21 protein-coding genes are annotated in these 18,621 nt (G+C 66.3%); 10 read left to right on the plus strand and 11 right to left on the minus strand.

Features of this window, described 5'->3' with window-relative positions; genetic code table 11:
- The first annotated feature begins 126 nt into the window (after positions 1-126).
- A complete protein-coding gene (locus IEQ11_RS24765; RefSeq protein WP_096418689.1) occupies positions 127-540 on the plus strand; it encodes an acyl-CoA thioesterase in 414 nt (137 codons plus the stop codon).
- A gap of 321 nt (positions 541-861) precedes the next feature.
- On the plus strand, positions 862-1,338 hold the full coding sequence (locus tag IEQ11_RS24770) for a hypothetical protein (protein WP_191821535.1): 477 nt from the start codon (positions 862-864) through the stop codon (positions 1,336-1,338).
- A gap of 92 nt (positions 1,339-1,430) precedes the next feature.
- Here the strand turns inward: IEQ11_RS24770 and IEQ11_RS24775 are convergent, their stop codons facing one another.
- Positions 1,431-1,718 (minus strand): hypothetical protein, encoded by a 288-nt coding sequence (locus IEQ11_RS24775; RefSeq protein ID WP_191821536.1) that lies wholly within the window; start codon positions 1,716-1,718, stop codon positions 1,431-1,433.
- Positions 1,719-1,976: 258 nt separating this feature from the next.
- Here IEQ11_RS24775 and IEQ11_RS24780 point away from each other — a divergent pair, with 258 nt between their 5' ends.
- Positions 1,977-2,303: a hypothetical protein gene (locus IEQ11_RS24780; RefSeq protein WP_036105392.1), complete on the plus strand. Its 327-nt coding sequence runs from the start codon at positions 1,977-1,979 to the stop codon at positions 2,301-2,303.
- A 39-nt stretch (positions 2,304-2,342) separates the two neighbouring features.
- On the opposite strand, the gene IEQ11_RS24785 is transcribed toward IEQ11_RS24780, so the two are convergent.
- Together IEQ11_RS24785 and IEQ11_RS24790 are read right to left on the minus strand one after the other, a co-directional pair.
- Positions 2,343-2,705, minus strand: a complete 363-nt coding sequence (locus IEQ11_RS24785; protein ID WP_191821537.1) for a nuclear transport factor 2 family protein — start codon at positions 2,703-2,705, stop codon at positions 2,343-2,345.
- 210 nt (positions 2,706-2,915) lie between these two features.
- Entirely contained in the window at positions 2,916-3,434 is a 519-nt protein-coding gene (locus IEQ11_RS24790) for a helix-turn-helix domain-containing protein (RefSeq protein WP_191821538.1), read from the minus strand.
- 267 nt (positions 3,435-3,701) lie between these two features.
- On the opposite strand from IEQ11_RS24790, the gene IEQ11_RS24795 reads away from it, so the two are divergent.
- Entirely contained in the window at positions 3,702-4,079 is a 378-nt protein-coding gene (locus IEQ11_RS24795) for a hypothetical protein (protein ID WP_191821539.1), read from the plus strand.
- A 213-nt stretch (positions 4,080-4,292) separates the two neighbouring features.
- Here the strand turns inward: IEQ11_RS24795 and IEQ11_RS24800 are convergent, their stop codons facing one another.
- A complete protein-coding gene (locus IEQ11_RS24800) occupies positions 4,293-4,574 on the minus strand; it encodes a hypothetical protein (protein ID WP_191821540.1) in 282 nt (93 codons plus the stop codon).
- Between the two features lie 157 nt (positions 4,575-4,731).
- On the opposite strand from IEQ11_RS24800, the gene IEQ11_RS24805 reads away from it, so the two are divergent.
- Entirely contained in the window at positions 4,732-5,349 is a 618-nt protein-coding gene (locus tag IEQ11_RS24805) for a hypothetical protein (RefSeq protein ID WP_191821541.1), read from the plus strand.
- 117 nt (positions 5,350-5,466) lie between these two features.
- On the opposite strand, the gene IEQ11_RS24810 is transcribed toward IEQ11_RS24805, so the two are convergent.
- The 4 genes from IEQ11_RS24810 to IEQ11_RS24825 all read right to left on the minus strand — a co-directional run bounded on the left by IEQ11_RS24810 (position 5,467) and on the right by IEQ11_RS24825 (position 7,655).
- Positions 5,467-6,024 carry a dihydrofolate reductase family protein gene (locus IEQ11_RS24810; protein ID WP_191821542.1) on the minus strand — a complete coding sequence of 186 codons (558 nt, stop codon included), beginning with the start codon at positions 6,022-6,024 and terminating at the stop codon, positions 5,467-5,469.
- Positions 6,025-6,063: 39 nt separating this feature from the next.
- On the minus strand, positions 6,064-6,360 hold the full coding sequence (locus IEQ11_RS24815; protein ID WP_057923233.1) for a hypothetical protein: 297 nt from the start codon (positions 6,358-6,360) through the stop codon (positions 6,064-6,066).
- A 153-nt stretch (positions 6,361-6,513) separates the two neighbouring features.
- Complete coding sequence (locus IEQ11_RS24820) at positions 6,514-6,966, minus strand: hypothetical protein (RefSeq protein WP_191821543.1); 453 nt, start codon at positions 6,964-6,966, stop codon at positions 6,514-6,516.
- 260 nt (positions 6,967-7,226) lie between these two features.
- A complete protein-coding gene (locus IEQ11_RS24825; RefSeq protein ID WP_191821544.1) occupies positions 7,227-7,655 on the minus strand; it encodes a VOC family protein in 429 nt (142 codons plus the stop codon).
- 146 nt (positions 7,656-7,801) lie between these two features.
- Here IEQ11_RS24825 and IEQ11_RS24830 point away from each other — a divergent pair, with 146 nt between their 5' ends.
- Genes IEQ11_RS24830 through IEQ11_RS24840 form a run of 3 tightly spaced genes read left to right on the plus strand, consistent with a single transcriptional unit; the run spans position 7,802 to position 11,395 of the window.
- A complete protein-coding gene (locus IEQ11_RS24830) occupies positions 7,802-8,206 on the plus strand; it encodes a response regulator (protein ID WP_046658430.1) in 405 nt (134 codons plus the stop codon).
- A gap of 2 nt (positions 8,207-8,208) precedes the next feature.
- Positions 8,209-9,729, plus strand: a complete 1,521-nt coding sequence (locus tag IEQ11_RS24835; protein WP_228464526.1) for an ATPase domain-containing protein — start codon at positions 8,209-8,211, stop codon at positions 9,727-9,729.
- A 7-nt stretch (positions 9,730-9,736) separates the two neighbouring features.
- A complete protein-coding gene (locus IEQ11_RS24840; protein ID WP_152670215.1) occupies positions 9,737-11,395 on the plus strand; it encodes an ATP-binding protein in 1,659 nt (552 codons plus the stop codon).
- 564 nt (positions 11,396-11,959) lie between these two features.
- Here IEQ11_RS24840 and IEQ11_RS24845 read toward each other — a convergent pair.
- Positions 11,960-13,264, minus strand: coding sequence for a beta-1,3-glucanase family protein (locus IEQ11_RS24845; protein WP_191821545.1), 1,305 nt, complete (start codon positions 13,262-13,264; stop codon positions 11,960-11,962).
- Between the two features lie 343 nt (positions 13,265-13,607).
- Here IEQ11_RS24845 and IEQ11_RS24850 point away from each other — a divergent pair, with 343 nt between their 5' ends.
- Complete coding sequence (locus IEQ11_RS24850) at positions 13,608-14,990, plus strand: serine hydrolase domain-containing protein (RefSeq protein WP_228464528.1); 1,383 nt, start codon at positions 13,608-13,610, stop codon at positions 14,988-14,990.
- Here the strand turns inward: IEQ11_RS24850 and IEQ11_RS24855 are convergent.
- Complete coding sequence (locus IEQ11_RS24855; RefSeq protein ID WP_191821547.1) at positions 14,968-15,672, minus strand: LytR/AlgR family response regulator transcription factor; 705 nt, start codon at positions 15,670-15,672, stop codon at positions 14,968-14,970. The genes IEQ11_RS24850 and IEQ11_RS24855 overlap by 23 nt on opposite strands.
- A complete protein-coding gene (locus IEQ11_RS24860) occupies positions 15,669-17,057 on the minus strand; it encodes a sensor histidine kinase (RefSeq protein WP_228464530.1) in 1,389 nt (462 codons plus the stop codon). The genes IEQ11_RS24855 and IEQ11_RS24860 overlap by 4 nt, the downstream gene beginning before the upstream one ends.
- On the opposite strand from IEQ11_RS24860, the gene IEQ11_RS24865 reads away from it, so the two are divergent.
- On the plus strand, positions 17,005-18,588 hold the full coding sequence (locus tag IEQ11_RS24865; RefSeq protein WP_191821548.1) for a Na+/H+ antiporter: 1,584 nt from the start codon (positions 17,005-17,007) through the stop codon (positions 18,586-18,588). The genes IEQ11_RS24860 and IEQ11_RS24865 overlap by 53 nt on opposite strands.
- The last annotated feature ends 33 nt before the right edge of the window (positions 18,589-18,621 follow it).

An 18,621-nucleotide genomic window follows, 5' to 3' on the forward strand; every position in this document is an offset into this window, starting at 1 on the left:
ACGATGCACATTCGGTTGCCGGCTTCGGGCCGTCGGCCAGCGCGGCCTAGGAGCATGGCGGTGGTTATCTGGCGGCCCGGCGCAACTCGCGCGTCGGCGCGCCGCACCACCAACGGAGAACGATCGATGCCTTTCCAAACCAGCCGGGTCATTCTGTTCGGCGACTGCGATCCGGGCGGGGTCGTGTACACGCCTCGCATCGCCCACTTTGTCGTGGAGGCGTGCCTGGATTTTCTGTCGCATGCGCTCGGCGGCCCCGCGGCGAGGCGGCTGTTCGCCCTGGGCATCCTTCCGCCCGCGCGGGCACTCTCGATCGAATTTCTGCATCCCATGGTCTGGGACGAGGTCATCGCTATCGAAGTCGTGGTCGAACGATTGGGCGAGCATTCCTTCACCCTCGCGGTCGATGCCGCCAACGCCGAGGGAACCCGCACGTTCCGCGCCTCCATCACCCAGGTCACGATATCGCCGGAAACACGGCGGCCGGTACCGCTGCCGCTGGAACTTCGAACCGCGCTTGAAAGCACTGGACGTGGCTGACCACGCGGCCGTCCGAATGGATAACGGCGGAGCATCGGGTCGGGCAGCGGCCTCAAGCGACCGGCTGCGTCCACGGATGCTTGCACGCTAGCGCACAAGCGGTGGCGGTCTCGCGGTTCGGCTCAGTGAGGAGCGGTCACACTTACGATGCTCCAACCGGGTAAGCAGTGTGCCAGCCAAGACCTTGTTCATCGAAATCCGATGACCGAGCGATCGGGGCACCCCGCCAACGCGCGCAGAGCTGGTTTAATGGACACGATGCCCTGTGGTTTTCAGGCGCCGCCGCAGCGCGGCCGGAATGGACTCAAGGAGCCAGGACGCATGCAACGCTGTTCACGAATCAATCTTCTGATCGCGGCGGCCTTGGCGGCCGCGTGTTCTCCGGCCGATCGTCCGGCTACCGCCAATCCGCCGGCCGCCGTCAAACCAACCGCCGTCGTCAAACCGCCGACGACCGGCAACCCGCTGCGCGACGAGCTGGCGATGCTCACCGGCCCGAATGCGCGCGAATGCGGCCTGGTCGCGCTTGGACAGGATGCGACCGCCGCGTGGCAGTGCGCAAAGGCCGCCGATTCGCAACGCATTGCCTACTGGTTCGCGATCGAGCACCGCGGCATAGATTCCGACGTCTGGACCGCCGCGCTGCGAGCGGCCAACGGGCAGCGCTACATGCTTCACTACGACTCGAATTACATGGGCGGCACGGGGCTGTTGCCGCGGTTCACCAGGAATGCCTGCACCGGTTTTACGACTATGATCCCGGACTCGCCCGAGAGCCTTGAGTGTTCCTACCAATAAGCATCGCGCATTCGTTCCAGGCGAAGGCGACGCGGTAAACACCGCCGCCCACGCTAACGGCGGACGCCGGGCGGGCGCGCCGGCATCGCCGATTACTTGGCCTTTTCCGACGCGGCCGGCTTGCAGGCCGCGTATTCGGCGCGCGACAAGGCGCTGTTGTGGTCGAGGTCGCAATGGCGGATGCGCGCGGCGAGATCGGGCGCCTTGACCACCACTTCGGGCAAGGTCACCACGCCGTCCTTGTTGCTGTCGAGCGAGTCGTAACTGGGCTTTGCCGCTTCGGTCGTTTTAGCGACCGCGGCCTGCGCATCCGTGCCGGCCTGCAGGCCCGCAACGGCAATCAGCGCGATCGTCAGACCGCGCGCGAACGAAACGGTCATGGTGCTCATCCTCTCGAAGCGGCGACGGGGCCTATCGTAGGCCCGCGCCGCGCCGCGCCGGTTCAATCGGCGTGAGGGAATCATTACCAAAAATTCAGGTGACGCAGGCGCGCGGTTTGCGGACCATTCGGCGATCCCGCTCGATGTCATCGGCCGCGACGCCCGAGCGTTGACGCCACGACGAACACCCACCGCGCGGACCGCGACCGACGCCATCGCCAGGACCGCCCCTTCGAGCGCTACACCGAGGAACCGGCCATGCAGACACCCGAGCAACGCAATCAACTCGACGAGCAAACTTGCCGGATGATCTGTCCGATCTCCGCGGCGATGGTCGGCGTATGCCTGACCGGCATCGGTCTGTTGCGCGTGGTGGCCGCGGTCGAACGCACCGCGACCCTCGCCGACGATCTGCTGGCGCTCGATGCGATCCTGTTTCTGGTCGCGACCCTGGTGTCGTATTTCGCCTTGCGCGTGCCCAAGCGGCTGCACCGGCTGGAACGCATCGCCGACGCCGCCTTCATCGCCTCGATGACCTTGCTGACCGCGGTGTGCTTCTTCATCACCTACAGCGTCCAGACTTAGCGCGAATGCGCTACTGCGGGCTTGGCGTGGATGCCGGCGCTATCGACCCCGCTCGTTCAGACCGACGACGAACGCTCTCAACTGCGCCATCTTTCCGTCGCGGAAACGCCAGACGTCGCAGTACGCGCTGCGCGCTGGTCGCCCATGCGCATCCTTGACCTCGATTTCGCCGATCGCCGTGAGCAGATCGGCGTCCGCGACCATGTCGCTCACGGTGAACCGCGGCGGCTGCGCGTACGCCGTCTTCATCCAGCGACGAACCGCATCCTTTCCTTCGATGGTTTCCTGGCCCACCATCGTCCATTCGAGGTCTTGCGTGCAGAACGAAAGAAATCCCTCGATGTCGCCTTCGCTGATCGCCTTGTTGGCCGTTTCCAGAACCGACTTGTTTGCCTTGGACATTCGAACCTCCACCGCGATGGACGATCTACAAACTCCAGGTGCGTCAGCCTAGGGCATGCAGCGATTCGGGTCGGTGAAGATGCGCGCGACCTGAAAAACCATCGCGGGCGACGGGTTCGGCAAGCGCGAAGCATGCGCGGCGCCATCGGCGCCGATCTGTCGCGAGCATACGTATGTCGCCGCTGTCCGCTCCGATGGGGCCGGCGGAACTTATTTTTGAATCGATGCGGCCTTGGCGCGGACCGCTTTCTTTTTCGTGGCCTTCTTGCCCGCCTTGCGCGTCGTCTTCGGCGCGCCGTGCTGTTCCAGCAGCGCCGCGACCTGCGCCTTGCTCAGGCCGCGAACCAGGGCGATCTTGTCGAGAAATTCCTGACGCGGGCGGGTGTCGGTCTGTTCCCAGTTGTACACCGCCTGCGGACTCGCGCCGATCAAAGGCGCGAAGGCATCGCGGGACAGGCCCAGCCGCTCGCGCAATTTGCGCAGCAGCGCGCCGGAATAGCGCGACGGCTTGCCGGACGAGCCCGGATCGGTTCCGACCCGCACGGCCTTTGACGTGCCCTTGGCCAACTTCGCGATATCGCGTTGCAACACCGCTATTTCCTGCTTGAGCGCCGAGATCGCCTTGCGCTGCGCCAGCACCTGCGCCCGCAACGGATCGATGTGTTGCCGAAGTTCCTTGCGCGCCAGACGCGCGATCTCTTCTTTCAGGACGGTAGCGATATTCGGCATGCGATTTCCTTATGTTCTCAGGTTCAGGGTAAACGATCGCATCGGCAGCGGCCAATCGCGGCGCCGGGCTTGAGGCCTGGGCGGGCACGTCGTCCTTGCCGAGCAGGCGGCGAGCTGATCGCCGATCCGCGAAATTGCGCAATGCGAATTGCTGCAACCGCGACGCTGCAAGCTGACTTATTCAGCTTCTTTTTTGACTTCGCTAGGCAGTGCTCGGCGTGGATGTTCATATACGCCACCTCGTCAATTCGGCGTTCAAAGGGGGCCATGAAGGCGCACGTACGCATTACCCAGTTCAACCCTGTTGTTCTTGTGTGCGACTCCGGCGCCCTGGGACTGCCGCCCCTGGTCGGCAAGGTCCCGATCCAGGCGACCGACACCTGCATCGCCATTCGCAATGCCACGGCGAACGGCCTGGTGACCCGGCTCATCGTCAGCGACGAATTCGTGGCCCGGCCCGGCGAACTGGTCTGCACGCGCCGGATCGCGACGCCGAGCGGAGTTCTGGTCGTCACCTCCGTGCTGCTGGAGACGTTCGCGTCCGTGCTGACACGGCGCAGCGATTGCGTCGTCCGGGTCTACACGAACGATCCCCTGGTTCCGGATCGGGTGGTCGTCATCGTTGGCGAACATTCGGGGCTTTAGCCGAGCCAAGGGAGCGATGCAACGGTTGCGTGAAGAGCCGGCCGCCGATTCGGTCGCGAGTATCCAGCCATGCGCTGAGAGACGTTGTGAAGCCGGTTGATCGCGACCGGGATGTGCGTCAGCAAGAAGCATCGCAGCAGCGATCGACTCAGGAGACGCTCGACGACGACGCATCTCGGATCGCTCGGCCGACATGCCGATGCGACGCAGCGCTCAGCGGCCGCCGGCGACGTCGGGATCCGGCGACTGCAGCACCTCGAGCAATTGCAGGCTCACCCAGGTCAGGCCGAAATGGCTCAACCGGTCTTCCACGACCGAGGCGAGTCGCTCGGCGGCCACGAGGAAGGAAACCTCGGCCTCCAACGACGAATGGCGGACGATCTGTATATCCCGCACCCCGGGAATCTCGACTATGGCCGCGGTCGCCAGTTCCTCGATCGGAATCGTGGCCAGACCGTGTCCGGTTCGCTGCACGGTGACGAGGTATCGCTGCATGGGCTTGGGCGTCGCTTCGGGCGGGTCGTCGCCGGGGAGCTTAGTCGACGCTTTGTTACATCCATCGCGATGGGGCGGACTTTTCTCGCGAACGGCCGAACTGCCCGGCCGGGCACGGCGGTGACGCGAAACGCATGCAGGCCTTCATGCACAGCGAGTGCGAATCCGTGTCTGGGCCCGGGCGGTAGCCGTCGCCGTCCGAACCGGCGACACCTCGATCCGGGAGCCAACGCAGCCGGCCGGGCAACGGGCCGTCCACGTCGCATCGCGGCGATGGCGCATCGAGAATCGCAGTGCGGGTACACTTCCCGCCACTGCGCCAAAGCTGCCGGAAACGAGCAAGCCGCGCCGGAGTTTGTTTACCGGCCCGCTCGCTTCAGGCACCAGGCATAGCGCCGATATCACACCGATCAAGGAAGCCGAAATGCGGATTATCTACGTTGCGCTGTTCGCCGCCGCCGTGGCCATCCCGGCCCACGCCGCCATGCCCAGGGAAGAAGCGCTCAAGCATTGGGGAACGGCCTCGGCCGCCGAGCCTTACTGCCGCAATATCAACAGCGGCGACACGATCCGGGTGCTCGACGCCTTGGGCATCGACATCGGCGTGGACTACGAGAACGCGACCATGATCAAGGCGCGCAGCGAACAGACCAAGAAGTTCAATGCCGCGAGCGAAACCTCGCCGAAGGCCGTGGACGCCGAGTGCAAGAAGATCTACGAGAAATACGGCCCCAACGGCACTGCGATCAAGGGCTTCTTCACCGATCCGGGCTGACGGAACCGAGCCTGCCGACGCGGGGCCGCGATCCATCGGGATGATTCCTGCCATCGGGGCCGCTTGATCCTTACGAGTCCGCGCGAGGCCCGCTCGCTCAGCCGGGCGCCGCGGCGTTCAACTCGATTTCGTGTTGCTCTGGCGCGGCCCATCGAATGCGTAATGCAACCGAACACAGCCCCGGTCGAGCGCCTGCGCGCCTAGCAGCCTAGGCGTGGCCCGCAGGCCCGCGGCGGGGAACAAAGGCCTGCCGCCACCCAGCAGCTCGGGAAAAACGTAGATTTCGATTTCGTCGATGGCGCCGCGCTCGAGAAAGGCCATCTGCAGTTGCCCGCCGCCGAGCATCCACACGTCACCGTCGTCTAGCGAGCGAAGCTCGGCGATCAGTGCATCGACATCCTGGCGTCGTTGCAGCGGCCCTTTCGGGTCGTCGATCGGACGCGAGCTGACCACCAGCACGCGCTGATCGCCATAAGCCCAGGGCGACGGTTCGCCGGCGATGAAGTCGTAGGTGCCGCGACCCATTACCACCGTGCGGATCCGCTTGAGGAACACGCTGTAGTCGTGCGGCCCCAGATCGAGGCCTTCGTATTTGAACAGCCAGTCCAGCGAGTCTTCGCTGGTGGCGATGAAGCCGTCCAGGCTCGCCGCGATGTAGCCGAGTATCCGTGCCATCCGATTCGACTCTCTCCATAAACGCCGAGTCAGCGACCGCTACGCCGTGTCGCGCGAGAGTTCTTCCTGGATCAATCCGCCCTGACGATCGAGCCAACGCGCGACCCAGCCCGCGGCCGCGGCGGTCGTTCTAAACGGCCGGTCGATGTGATTGGCGCGCGCCTTGTGTCGGCGGATGGTGGCGATGCAACTGTCGCCGTCGCCGCCGATGGAGGCCAGCCATACCGCCGGCGAGGCATCGGGCACGGCGACCAGATGCTTGGTGGGCGCCGCGCCCTGCACTTCCCAATGAAAGCCCGTCGGCAAGGGCGCATGTTGACTGCTGACAGTGTCCATGCCGGCACCCTAGTCGCGCTGGGTCTCACAGGATGCGACGCTGCCGCGCGGCGACGTTCAATATCGTGGCCACGACCAAACACGACCAAACCGGAACGAGAACGGGGCGCCCGATCGACGCCCCGTTCTCTAGCCACCTCGGCGTGCGAGAGCTTACTTGGCCTTTACGATCTCGAAGCCGCTCACGTCGACGCCGAGGTTGAAGCCGCGACCGGTGCCGTTGACCGCCAGCGAGACTTCGCCCTTGGTCATCGCCAGCCCCTCGGCGCTCTTGACCACGCCCGCGTTCGCGCCGGCGGTGACGTAGGTTCCGTAGATCTCGTCGAGGTGCTTGAGCTTGGTGAACTCGCCCTTGCCGTTGTCGATGCTGTACTTGCCCGCGGTCAGCCCTGCGCCGCGGATGTGAATGCGCACGTCCGCGCTCTGGCCGTTGTCGCAGCTGACGTGGCCGGCACCGTCGATGTGCTTGTAGATGACGGCCCAGCCGGAGGTCTTGAAGGTCATATGGCATTTGGTCTCAGCGCTGGCCGCGCGCGCGGGCTGCACAGCGGATGCCCCGGCCATCGCGGCGACGAGAACGGCCAAACCGGCGATACGCGTAATCATGTCGTTTCTCCTGGATGAAGTTGCGAAGGCCCTGGATCTCGGCGTTCGTCAGGACCTTCAGGACTGCCCGTCCAAGCTGAGGCGCGCGACGTTAGCGCGACGCGAAGTCGCGGCGCACGAAGCGCGCGAAACGTCCTACGCGAGACATCGCGTTAGCGCAAATTCAGCTCGGGCCTCACCTCGCCTACACGGCCACGTCGCGACTGCGATGGCGACCGATGGCCTTCCATGGCGCGCCAGCCGCGCCACGGACCGCGCGGTCAAAACACGATCTTCACCGATGGCGCGCTGCGCTCGGCTTCGCCGTGATACACCGCCTCGATGTTGTTGCCGTCCGGATCCAGCGCGAACGCCGCGTAGTAGCCGGGGTGGTAAGACCGTTCCGCCGGCGCGCCGTGGTCGCGGCCGCCATGGGCCAGCGCGGCGCGATGAAACGCCTCGACCATCGCGCGATCGCGCGCCTGAAAGGCCAAGTGATGACGCCCGGTCAGTTCGCCTTGCGCGGCCTGGCTGTCGGCGGTGGACACGAACAATTCGTCGGCCCAGAAGTGGTCGTCGCCGCGGCCGCCGATCGGCACCTGCAACGCTTCGAACACGGCCGTGTAGAAATGCCGACTCGCGTCGATATCGCGCACCACCAACTGGATGTGGTCGATCAGACGGCCGCGGTGCAGTTCCTGCGTTTGCATGCTGAGCTCCTGTCGGAAGGGGCCTGTCATCCTAGGACGGGGCGGTCGAGACGAGGTGATGCATGGTCGATTCCGCCGCCGCATGCGCGACGATTCGGGCTTAACAATCGACCCAGCACAATGCAGCTCCGGAATTTGGATAGCTCATGGCCAATTTCTTGCATGGAAAGAAGCTTCTGATCGTCGAGGACGAAGAGCTGCTCGCGATGGCGGTCGAAGACGGCGTGCTGTACGCGGGCGCCGCCTCGGTCGAAATCGCCGGCACGGTCGCACAGGCCCTCGATGCGCTGTCGGCGCATTCGTTCGATCTGGCGATCGTGGATGTCAGCTTGAGAGGGCAGCACTCGTGGCCGGTGGCCGAAGAGTTGCGTCGCCGCGACGTGCCCTATCTGACTGTGACCGGCTACGGCGACATGCTCGATCACGAACTCGTCGACAAGTTGCTTACCAAACCCTATTCGATCGACGACCTGCTCGAAGCGCTGGCCGATCTGCGGACGCACGCGCCGAGCGCCTCCAACCCCGTCCCTCCCGCCAACCCGGGTGCCTGATGATGAATGCTGACGCTGGTCCTACCCAATCGCGCATCTCCACCGGCAACTCCGGTCTCGACGACATTCTCGGCGGCGGCCTCGACGCCAACCGCATGTACTTGTACGAAGGTCGGCCCGGCACCGGCAAGACCACATTGGCCATCGAGTTCCTGCTCGAGGGCGCGCGCAACGGCGAGAAGACGCTGTACATCACGCTGTCGGAAACCGAGCGCGAGCTCGCCCTGGTCGCGGAGCGGCACGGCTGGAGCCTGGATCAGATCGATGTGTTCGAACTGGTGCCGCCGGAAACCACGCTCGATCCGGGGCGCGAGATCACCGTGCTGCATCCGGTCGAGGTCGAGCTGGGCGAAACCACCAAGCTGATCCTGGACCGCGTGGCCGCGCTCAATCCCAGCCGGGTGGTGATCGACAGCCTGTCCGAACTGCGCCTGCTCGCGCAGAGTTCGTTGCGCTATCGGCGTCAGGTGCTCGCGCTCAAGCATTTTTTCGCGAGCCGGCGCTGCACCGTGGTGCTACTGGACGATATGACCTCGCAGCAGAACGATCTGCAGCTGCACTCGATTTCGCACGGCGTCGTGCTGCTGGAGCAGCTGGCCATCGAATACGGCGCCGAACGCCGGCGCGTGCGGGTGGTGAAGATGCGCGGCATCAGCTTTCGCGGCGGCTTCCACGACCTCACCATCCGCAAGGGCGGCCTGGAAATCTATCCGCGCCTCGTCGCCGCCGAACACCACGCCAACTTCACCGGCGACTTCACCCCGAGCGGCAACGCCGAACTCGACAAGCTGCTCGGCGGCGGCCTGGAACGCGGCACCAATGCGCTGCTGATCGGCGCGGCCGGCGTGGGCAAGTCGTCGATGGCGCTGACCTATGCCATCGCCGCGGCCGAACGCGGCGAGAAAAGCGTGTTCTTCGCCTTCGACGAAGGCCGCGGCACGGTCGAGGCGCGGGCCAAGACCTTGGGGCTCAAGTTCGGACCGGCGCTGGAATCGGGGATGATCCGCTTCCAGCAGATCGACCCGGCGGAGATGTCGCCGGGCGAGTTCGCGTCGATCGTGCGCAAGAGCGTGCAGCAGGACGGCGCGCGGCTGGTGATCATCGACAGCCTCAACGGCTATTTGAACGCGATGCCCGACGGGCGCTTTCTCATCCTGCAGATGCACGAACTGCTGAGCTTCCTGTCGCAGCAAGGCGTGTTGACCATTCTGGTGCTGGCCCAGCACGGTCTGGTCGGGCCGATGGAAACGCCGCTGGACATCAGCTACCTCAGCGATGCGGTGCTGATGCTGCGCTACTTCGAGTACGGCGGCACCGTGCGCCGCGCGCTGTCGGTGGTGAAGAAACGCAGCGGCGACCACGAACACACCATCCGCGAATTCCGCCTGACCCGGAACGGGATTTCGCTGGGCCCGCCGCTGCGGCAGTTCAGCGGCATCTTCGCCGGCACGCCCTCCTACACCGGCACCAGCGAGCCCTTGCTGGGCGATGGCCACAATGTGGGCGGCGGCATCGAGCACTGAGCCGACCATGCATCAGCGCGTACTGGTGTTCGCTCCGATCGGACGCGACGCCCCCGCCACCATCGACCTGCTCGCCCGCGCGGGGATCGCCGCCACGCTTTGTCGCGACTACGCGCAATTGCTGGACGACATGGAGGCGGGCATCGACGCCGCGTTCGTGGCCGAGGAAGGTCTGTTTGGCCAGGATCTCGACCTGCTCGCGCAGTGGGTGAGCCGTCAGCCCGCCTGGTCGGACCTGCCGTTCGTCGTGCTCACCAGCCGTCATGACGAGCCGCGGGTCACCCGCTGGCGGCAGGAACTGGTGCGTGGCCTGCGCAATGTGGCGCTGCTCGAGCGCCCGGTGCAGCCGATCACCCTGATCAGCGTGATGCAGGCGGCGCTGCGCGCGCGATTGCGCCAGCACGAAGTGCGCTCGCTGCTGGCCGCGCGCGAACAGGCCGCGGCCGAGCTGGAATCGCTGGTCGCGCAGCGCACCGAGCAACTGCAGCAGGTGAACTCGCAACTGCGCAACGAGATGGCCGAACGCGCGCGCATCGAGGAAAGCCTGCGCCACGCCCAGAAGCTCGAAGCGCTCGGCCAGCTCACCGGCGGCGTGGCCCACGACTTCAACAATCTGCTGATGGTCATCACCGCCGGCCTGGACATGATGGAGCGCAACCAGGACCCGGCGCGGCGCGCGCGCATGCTGCAGGGCATGCGTCAGGCCGCGCAGCGCGGCGCCAGCCTCACCCGCCAGTTGCTGGCGTTCTCGCGCAGTCACGCGCTGCGGCCGGAAACCGTGGACCTGGCGCGGCATCTGCAGGACATGAAGGAGCTGCTCGACCGCAGCCTCGGCGGCGACGTGCAGGTCGATGTCCGGCTCAAGCCGGATTTGTGGTCGGTGCAGGTCGACCCGGGCGAACTCGAACTGGTGCTGCTCAATCTGGCCGTCAACGCCCGCGACGCGATGGCGCGCGGCGGCGTGATCACCATCGAAGGCGAGAACCTGCCGGACTGGCAAGGCCCGAACGGACGCGGAGATTTCGTCAGCCTGTGCGTGCGCGACAACGGCGCGGGCATGTCCGAGGAAGTGAAATCGCACGTGTTCGAACCGTTCTTCACCACCAAGGACGTCGGCAAGGGCTCCGGGCTCGGCCTCGCCCAGGTGTACGGGTTCGCGCAGCAGTCCGGCGGCACCACCGAGATTCAATCCGAGCAGGGCGTGGGCACCGCGATCACGCTGTACCTGCCTCGCTCCGAGCACGACCCCACCCATGTCGCCGCGCTCCATCCCGATGCCGCGGCGGCGGCGCCCTCCTCCACCGGCAGCGTGCTGATGGTGGAGGACGATGTCGAAGTCGCGGCCCTGGTACGCGACATGCTGGGCGATATCGGCTACGACGTGATCCACGTGTCCAACCCGGACGCCGCGCTCGGCGCGCTCGCCAACGCTCGGCATCTGGACTTGGTGTTCTCCGACATCATGATGCCTGGCGGTAAAAGCGGTATCGATCTGGCCCGCGAGTTGCGCCAGCGCAGGCCGGACCTGCCGGTCCTGCTCACCAGCGGCTACATCGAACGCAATCGCGACGAGGCGGTGGCGATGGGCATACAGGTCTTGCCCAAGCCGTATGGCCTGGAGGAGCTGCGTCTGGCGATCGCGGCGGTTCTGGAAGTTCCTCACTGACGTTGTGGTGTGGCGGCTGTCGGTGCGTGCGGGACCTCACCCCAGCCCTCTCCCGTGAAACGGGAGAGGGAGCAATCGGCTCGGCCCATTACATCCGGCGTGCAGATGCCTGCCTTTCCCTTCTCCCGCCCGCGGGAGAAGGTGCCCGAAGGGCGGATGAGGGCGCGGGCCCTCACCCCGGCCCTCTCCCGTCAAACGGGAGAGGGAGCAATCGGCTCGGCCCATTACATCCGGTGTGCGGATGCCTGCCGTTCCCTTCTCCCGCCCGCGGGAGAAGGTGCCCGAAGGGCGGATGAGGGCGCGAGCCCTCACCCCGGCCCTCTCCCGTCAAACGGGAGAGGGAGCAATCAGCTCGGCCCATTACCTCCGGTGTGCAGATGCCTGCCGTCCCCTTCTCCCGCCCGCGGGAGAAGGTGCCCGAAGGGCGGATGAGGGCGCGGGCCCTCACCCCGGCCCTCTCCAGCGGCGCGGGAGAGTAATCAAAACAAGCCCGGAAAATCGCGCAGCGTTCGTAGCGGCTCGCGCATCCCTTCTCTCGTGCCTGTCGACGCGGCGGCAATCGACTCAGCTGTAGAACTTGCCGAGCACCACACTCACCTGCGTGGCGCCATTGAGTTGCACGGTAGGACTCTGTTCGCAGACATCGTCATACGGAAATCCATAGGCCAGACCGTTTCGATTGGCCGCATGCATCTGCGCGGCCCAGGCGTTCCAGGTGCCGCCGACGGGATAATACGTACCGGCAGCGCTGGGTCCGATGCTGTCGTCGAACAGATAGCCCGGCACGCCGCGGGTGAAGGCCGCGGCGACGTTCTTGCCGACGTTCAACTGCGCGGCGCCGCCGCTGGCCAGGGCGTTGTCGCATTGCCAGACATCGAGCGAGCCGACCTGCACCGTCGAGGGCGCGGCGCCGGTCAGGGCGAACGCCAGCGCCGGCGCGGCGGCCTTCCAATCGGCCAGGGTCGGATACTGGCCCTGATAGAAATTCAGCACGCCGGTGCCCGGATCGACCACGCCGGTGTAGTAGCCGGTCGCGCGATCGTTGACCACCAGTGGCGTGGTTTTCCAGTTGTCGTACCAGGTCGATATGGTCGCGTTGAAATAGTCGGTCAACGCGCCGCTGTAGGTCGGCAGCGCGGTCAAGGTCTTCGGCGATTGCGCGCGCAGCGTGACGACGTTGGCCGGATACGCCGCGGCCGCCGCGGGATTCGCCACGATCAAGGTCGGCGCGCCGACGAACGGACCGGGCAGGTTCTGCACTTGGGTCAGCAGCGTCTCGCGCGCGATACCGAGCACGCCTTGCAGGCTGCCGCCGGGCGCGCCGTCCAGGCTCAGGCCGAAACCGAATTGATCGACCTGGGTGGTGTTGCCGTTGAAGTTGCCTTCGCTGTCGTAGGAAAACTCGACCCAGTCGAACAGGCACTGGCTGCCGGGCCCCGGATACGGCACCGGCGCGGCATAGCCCGCGGCCTGCGGCGTGAACGGCAGCCGCGGCACGCCGACCGAAACATAGATGCGACCGCTGAACGCGCTGGTGCCGGTGCCCAGCCCGGGGACGGTGCTGGTGTTGATCTTCGACAGGTCCAGCTGCGTCGCCGGCGCGGTGCGCGACAGCGGGATCGAGTAGTCGGCCCACACGGTCGGATAGTTCGACGTCAGCGCGGCGACCGCGGCGGCGGCGAGCGCGCTCGAACCGGGAAAGCTGCCGGCGGCCTGGGTGTTGTCGGCCTGCGACATCGCATGCGGCACGCCGGACGCATCGAGGCGGTAATACACGCCCGCGACCAATCCGACGATGTAGGCATACACCTCGACATCGGCGGCGAGGTCGGTCTGGGTGGCGTCGAGCGTGAGCGGCACTGCGGTCATGGACGATTCCTCGGTGGCGGGTAGGCGCGGTTATCGAACGCGAAACCCCGACGCGATCGGACAGGCGGCCGCGGTATCGAGGCGAGGTATCGAAGGCAAACGCCGCAAGCCGCGGCTTGTGAATCCGGTCGATGCGCATGCGCCGGCATTGCACCGGCCACACCACCACGCAAGCCCACGTCCCGCCCGACCGCTCATCCGTCCGGGCAACCGCTCACTTCCCATAACTTCCGTAGGTCATATCCCGCTGGGGCGATCGGACCGGCCTGCCTACCCTTCGAGTCGTACTCACTCAAGGGGAAGGCATATGCGCTATCGCGACGTAATGGCAACGGCATTGATCATGAGCCTGGCGCTGGCCGGCGCGGCGGGCGCGAAGCAAGGCGCCGTTCCCGTGCATGCGGATTCGAATCTGACCGAGACGGCGGACGCGTTCTTCAAGGGCCAGCCCACCGGCGGCGTCGTGCTGGTGACGCGCGGCGATCAGGTGCTGTTGCGCCGGGCTTACGGACTGTCCGACGTGGAGAACGCGGTGCCGATGCGGCCCGACTCGGCGCTGCGGCTGGCGTCGATCAGCAAGCAGTTCACCGCGGTCGCGGTGCTGCAGTTGGTCCAGGCCGGCAAGCTTGGGCTGGACTCCACGCTGGCGTCGCTGGACCCGGCCCTGGCCGGGCCGATGGCCGGCGTCACCGTGCAGCAACTGCTGACCCACACCTCGGGCATCAAGAACATCAGCGGCATCGCCGCGTCGCGCGCGGCGCGGCGCGAAGACGCCGATGCGACGCGCCTGATCGGCTACTTCAAAGACTTGCCGCTGGAGTTCGCCCCGGGCAGCCAGTTCCGTTACAGCAATTCCAACTACATTCTGCTGACCCATCTGATCGAGCGTCTCGACGGACGGCCCTATCCGCAGTACATGCAGCAGGCCGTGTTCCAGCCGCTGGGCATGAGCCATACCCGCTACGACAACCACCTCGCGCTGATTCCGCAACGCGCCCACGGTTATCGCCGGGTCAAGGGCGAACTGCAGAACGCCGACTTCATCAGCATGTCGCAGCCGCAGGGCGCCGGCGGCCTGATCAGCACGGTCGACGATCTCGCGATCTGGCACCGCGCGCTGCGCGACGGACGCCTCGTGCCGCCCGCGTTGTTCGCCCAGGCCACGGGCAAGACCACGCTGACCAACGGCCGGCTGTCGCCCTACGGCTTCGGCTGGATCATCGGGCAAGTCGGCGATCTGGCGGATGTGGAACACGGCGGCTTCATCAACGGCTTCAACAGCTATGTGGTGCGGGTGAAAGCTCCGGATGTGTTCGTGGCCGTGCTCACCAATGCCGAGTTCATGGACCCCACCAACCTGTCGGTGCGCCTGGCGGCGATCGCGGCCGGTCGACCGTACCCGGCCGAGGACACAACCCGAAAGACGGACACGAGCTGGACCGGTCGCTATGTATTCGCCGACGGCGGCGCCCGCGTCGTGCTGGAGAAAGACGGCGCGTTGCAGCTGCAACAGGAAGGAGACGATCCGGTCGCGCTGCGCCCTCATCGCGACGGCCGCCACTATCTGGACGGCGGGCTGGATTCGCTGGAATTCGGACACGACGCGCAGGGCCGGGCGACCATCACCTTGCACGATCGCCTGATGGGCGACAGCATCGGGGTGCGTGCGAACCAGTCCGCGAACTCGCCGGAGCGCGCCGCCGCTACAGACTCAGCAAGTCCTTGAAGCGCGCGCTCTGCCGCCGCGAAACCTCGACCTCCAGACCGCCGCGCAAGCTCAGCATCAGCCCGCCGTTGCTCCAGGGCGCGACCTGCTCCACGTAGTCGAGATTGACGATGTAACGCCGGCTGGCGCGGAAGAATTTCTCCGGCGCCAGCTGCGTCTCGACCGCGCCCAGCGGGCGGTACAGCAGCGGCGATTGCGTCTGGAAATACACCCGGCTGTAGTTCCCCACCGCCTCGATGACCCGCACGTCGCGCGGCTTGACCAGGAAGCAACGGTCCCCGTCCTTGATGAAGATGGGGCTGTCCATCGAGCGCCGCGCGGGCGCGGCCTGCATCGTGTCGGATAGTTTCTGGATCGCCTGCGCGAGCCGCCGCGGCTCGATCGGCTTGAGCAGGTAATCGATGGTATTGAACGCGAACGACTTCAAGGCATATTCGTCGAAGGCCGTGGTGAAGACGATGCGCGGCACCCGGGTCAGACGCTCGAGCACGGTGAACGCATTGCCGCCGGGCAGGTCGATATCCAGGAACACCACGTCGGGCGACGCCGTTTCGATCAGCGACACCGCGGCATCGACGTCGCCGGCGTGGCCGACGATCGTCACCTGCGGATAGGACTTGAGCAGATGTTCCAGCTCGAAGCGGGCGAGCGGCGAATCTTCCACGATGACCGCATCGATCATGCCGCCGCTCCTGTCCATACGCTGGCCACCACGCAATCGTCCTGCTGCAGCAAGCGCAAGCCCGCCGCGGGACCGAACGACAGCAGCAGCCGCTGGCGCAGATTGGCCAAGCCGGTGCCCGCGCCGTCCTGCGATCGCAGCTGGCCGGTGTTGCGCACGTCCATGCGCACACCGCCGCCCTGGACGGCGACCTGCACCTCCAGCACGCCGCCGCCGCGGCTCGGCGCCAGGCCGTGCTTGATCGCGTTCTCCACCAGCAGTTGCAGGCAGAAGCGCGGGACCTGCATGGTCAGCGCGCTCGCGTCCACCTGTTCGCGATACTCCATGCGCTCGCCGAGCTGCAGGCGCACCAGCCCCAGATAATCGCGCACCACGTCCAGTTCCTCCGCCACCGTCACCAGCGCCTCGTCGCCGCCGGAAAACTGATATCGCAAGGTCGCGGAGAATCGGGTCAGGTGTTCGCGCGCCAGTTCCGGATCGATCAGGATCAGCGCGCGGACATTGTTGAGGGCATTGAAGATGAAATGCGGGCTGAGCTGGCTCAGCAGCCGCTGCAACTGCGCGTCCTTCAAGGCCAGCTGCAGGTCGCGCTGGGTGCGGGCCGCCTGCTCGAGCCGCGTCTGCCGGCTGATGGCGAGGTACAGCAGGCTCCAGGCCATGTAGGCGACGGCCAACAGCGGCGCGCGCGACATCGCCGGCTGCGCTTCGTGCAACGCGGAGAGCGACGGCAAGAAACTGGCCGCCAGCAACAGCGCGTAATGGAACCCAAGATCGACGCCGATCGCCGCCAGCACGCTGGCGGCAAGCCCGATGCCCAGCCAGCGCACGTCGCCGTAACCGTCGGCCTGCAGCCCGCGATAGACCCGGCGCAGCAGCACGCTGCCCGCCATCCCCGCCCCGCTCAGCGCGAGCGTCGCCACGAACTGCAGCGAATCGGAAACCTCGGTTTCGCTCGGGCGCGCTACATAGGCGAGCAGGAGAAAAAGCGACCAACCAAGCAGTTGCAGAAGCCAGAACTTGAGCGTCACGGAATCGGACTTGCCGTCGGGAGCGCTACTGTAACGCACCGCGCGAAGCGGCAGACGGAGCGTTCGCGCGTGCCCTGGTGCCCCAGGCCCGGTCCGCAGATCGCGCTTGCTCGTCGATGGCGACACCGCGCTCATCGTTCGTGCGCATGCGTCCCGGGCAACGCGTGCCGACGGCGCGGGTCGCGGCGGCTTATCGGCAACGCTCGCCTCGAGGCGACCGCCCATCCAGCCGCGATTGCGTTTCGGCCGGACGTGCCGTGAAATGAGGCTCAGCGCGGCCAACGTTCCGTCGAAGCAGAGCCTTATGCACCCGACCCAGTTATTCGAGTTGGTGATCGTGATGTTTCTGGCGATCATCGCGCTGCACTATGCGGCCCACCGGCTGGGACTGCCGCCGTCGGTGGGATTGCTCGCCGGCGGCGCGGCGCTCGCCTTCATCCCGGGCCTGCCCACCATCGCGGTGGACCCCGAGCTGGTGCTGGTCATCTTCCTGCCGCCGCTGTTGATGGACGGCGCCTGGTCGATCGCGCTGGCGCGGCTGCGCCGTCATCTGATCGGGATCGGCTCGCTGGCCGTCGGCGCGGTGCTGTTCACCTGCGTCGTCGTGGCGGTGGTGACCCATCTTCTGTTTCCGTCGCTGCCCTGGGCCGCCTGCGCCGCGCTCGGCGCGATCGTCTCGCCGCCCGATGCCGTGTCCGCGCGCGCCGTGCTGCAGCGGGTCAAACTACCGCGCCGCCTGCAGATCCTGCTCGAGGGCGAAAGCCTGCTCAACGATGCCAGCGGCCTGGTGCTGTTCCGCTTCGCCGTCGCCGCCGGCGTCACCGGTGCCTTCAGCGCCACCGAGGCGGTCGGGAGTTTCTTTGTGCTGGCGCTGGGCGGCGCGCTGGTCGGCGCGGCCGTGGGCACGGCATGGGTGATGCTGGTGCGCCGCCTCGGCGACGAGTATCTGATCATCGCCGCCACGGTGCTGCTGTCGTGGACCTCGTATCTGCTCGGCGAAATGCTGCACGTGTCCGGCGTCATCGCCACCGTGACCACGGGCCTGATCGCGAGCTGGCATCAGAGCAACGTGCTGTCGGCGTCCACGCGCATGCGCGGCACCTCGTTCTGGGAGGTGCTGGTGTTTCTGATGGAGGCGTCGGTCTTCATCCTGATCGGACTGTCGCTGCGCGGCGTGGTCGAACGCGGCGGCGGCTTCGGCGTGGTGGTGTCGACGATGGGCTGGGACATCCTCGCGATCCTGGTCGCGCTCACCCTCGCGCGCTTCGCCTGGGTGTTCGGGTCCGACGCGGCGATCAAGCTATGCAACCTGCTGGGGCTGCGACGCTACAAGCCCATCGGCGCGCGCGGCTCGACCGTGCTGAGCTGGGCGGGCGTGCGCGGCGTGGTTACTCTGGCGCTGGCGCTGAGCATTCCGGACGGCTTTCCCGGCCGCGATTTCATCCTGGTGACTTCGTTCGCGGTGATTCTCGTCACCGTGCTCGTGCAGGGCACGACCTTGGGATGGGTGATCGGCTGGGCGAAACTGACCGAGCCGGACGCGGAAAAGCCGCGCCTGACGATGAGCCAGGCCGAGGCCGCGATGGCCCAGGTGCAGTTCGCGATCGTCCAGACCCTGGCCTACGACAGCCAAGGCGAGCTCATCCATCCCAAGCTGCTGGAAAAGTATCAGCGCAAGGCAGTGGCGATCGTCGATTACGCCGAGCGCACCGAGCACTACACCCCGCTGATCCACGCCCACTTCGATGTGGTGCTGGAAGCCGTCGCCTGCGGACGCCGCGAACTCATTCGCCTGCACCGCGCCGGCGACATCGACGACGAGACCCTGCACGAACTTGAGCGCGACCTCGATCTGGAAGAGTTGAGCGCGATGTCGGCCAAGGCCTGAGGCCCCGCCTGCATCGTCAGAACTCCCACGACC

The sequence above is a fragment of the Lysobacter capsici genome, from assembly GCF_014779555.2.
In the GTDB taxonomy this organism is placed as follows: domain Bacteria; phylum Pseudomonadota; class Gammaproteobacteria; order Xanthomonadales; family Xanthomonadaceae; genus Lysobacter; species Lysobacter capsici.

Bases quoted from the DNA above. Each gene is read 5' to 3' on its own strand.
- IEQ11_RS24765 (WP_096418689.1), top strand. From the start codon at position 127: ATGCCTTTCCAAACCAGCCGGGTCATTCTGTTCGGCGACTGCGATCCG.
- IEQ11_RS24770 (WP_191821535.1), top strand. From the start codon at position 862: ATGCAACGCTGTTCACGAATCAATCTTCTGATCGCGGCGGCCTTGGCG.
- IEQ11_RS24775 (WP_191821536.1), bottom strand. From the start codon at position 1,718: ATGACCGTTTCGTTCGCGCGCGGTCTGACGATCGCGCTGATTGCCGTT.
- IEQ11_RS24780 (WP_036105392.1), top strand. From the start codon at position 1,977: ATGCAGACACCCGAGCAACGCAATCAACTCGACGAGCAAACTTGCCGG.
- IEQ11_RS24785 (WP_191821537.1), bottom strand. From the start codon at position 2,705: ATGTCCAAGGCAAACAAGTCGGTTCTGGAAACGGCCAACAAGGCGATC.
- IEQ11_RS24790 (WP_191821538.1), bottom strand. From the start codon at position 3,434: ATGCCGAATATCGCTACCGTCCTGAAAGAAGAGATCGCGCGTCTGGCG.
- IEQ11_RS24795 (WP_191821539.1), top strand. From the start codon at position 3,702: ATGAAGGCGCACGTACGCATTACCCAGTTCAACCCTGTTGTTCTTGTG.
- IEQ11_RS24800 (WP_191821540.1), bottom strand. From the start codon at position 4,574: ATGCAGCGATACCTCGTCACCGTGCAGCGAACCGGACACGGTCTGGCC.
- IEQ11_RS24810 (WP_191821542.1), bottom strand. From the start codon at position 6,024: ATGGCACGGATACTCGGCTACATCGCGGCGAGCCTGGACGGCTTCATC.
- IEQ11_RS24815 (WP_057923233.1), bottom strand. From the start codon at position 6,360: ATGGACACTGTCAGCAGTCAACATGCGCCCTTGCCGACGGGCTTTCAT.
- IEQ11_RS24820 (WP_191821543.1), bottom strand. From the start codon at position 6,966: ATGATTACGCGTATCGCCGGTTTGGCCGTTCTCGTCGCCGCGATGGCC.
- IEQ11_RS24825 (WP_191821544.1), bottom strand. From the start codon at position 7,655: ATGCAAACGCAGGAACTGCACCGCGGCCGTCTGATCGACCACATCCAG.
- IEQ11_RS24830 (WP_046658430.1), top strand. From the start codon at position 7,802: ATGGCCAATTTCTTGCATGGAAAGAAGCTTCTGATCGTCGAGGACGAA.
- IEQ11_RS24835 (WP_228464526.1), top strand. From the start codon at position 8,209: ATGAATGCTGACGCTGGTCCTACCCAATCGCGCATCTCCACCGGCAAC.
- IEQ11_RS24840 (WP_152670215.1), top strand. From the start codon at position 9,737: ATGCATCAGCGCGTACTGGTGTTCGCTCCGATCGGACGCGACGCCCCC.
- IEQ11_RS24845 (WP_191821545.1), bottom strand. From the start codon at position 13,264: ATGACCGCAGTGCCGCTCACGCTCGACGCCACCCAGACCGACCTCGCC.
- IEQ11_RS24850 (WP_228464528.1), top strand. From the start codon at position 13,608: ATGAGCCTGGCGCTGGCCGGCGCGGCGGGCGCGAAGCAAGGCGCCGTT.
- IEQ11_RS24855 (WP_191821547.1), bottom strand. From the start codon at position 15,672: ATGATCGATGCGGTCATCGTGGAAGATTCGCCGCTCGCCCGCTTCGAG.
- IEQ11_RS24865 (WP_191821548.1), top strand. From the start codon at position 17,005: ATGCACCCGACCCAGTTATTCGAGTTGGTGATCGTGATGTTTCTGGCG.
- IEQ11_RS24860 (WP_228464530.1), bottom strand. From the start codon at position 17,057: ATGATCGCCAGAAACATCACGATCACCAACTCGAATAACTGGGTCGGG.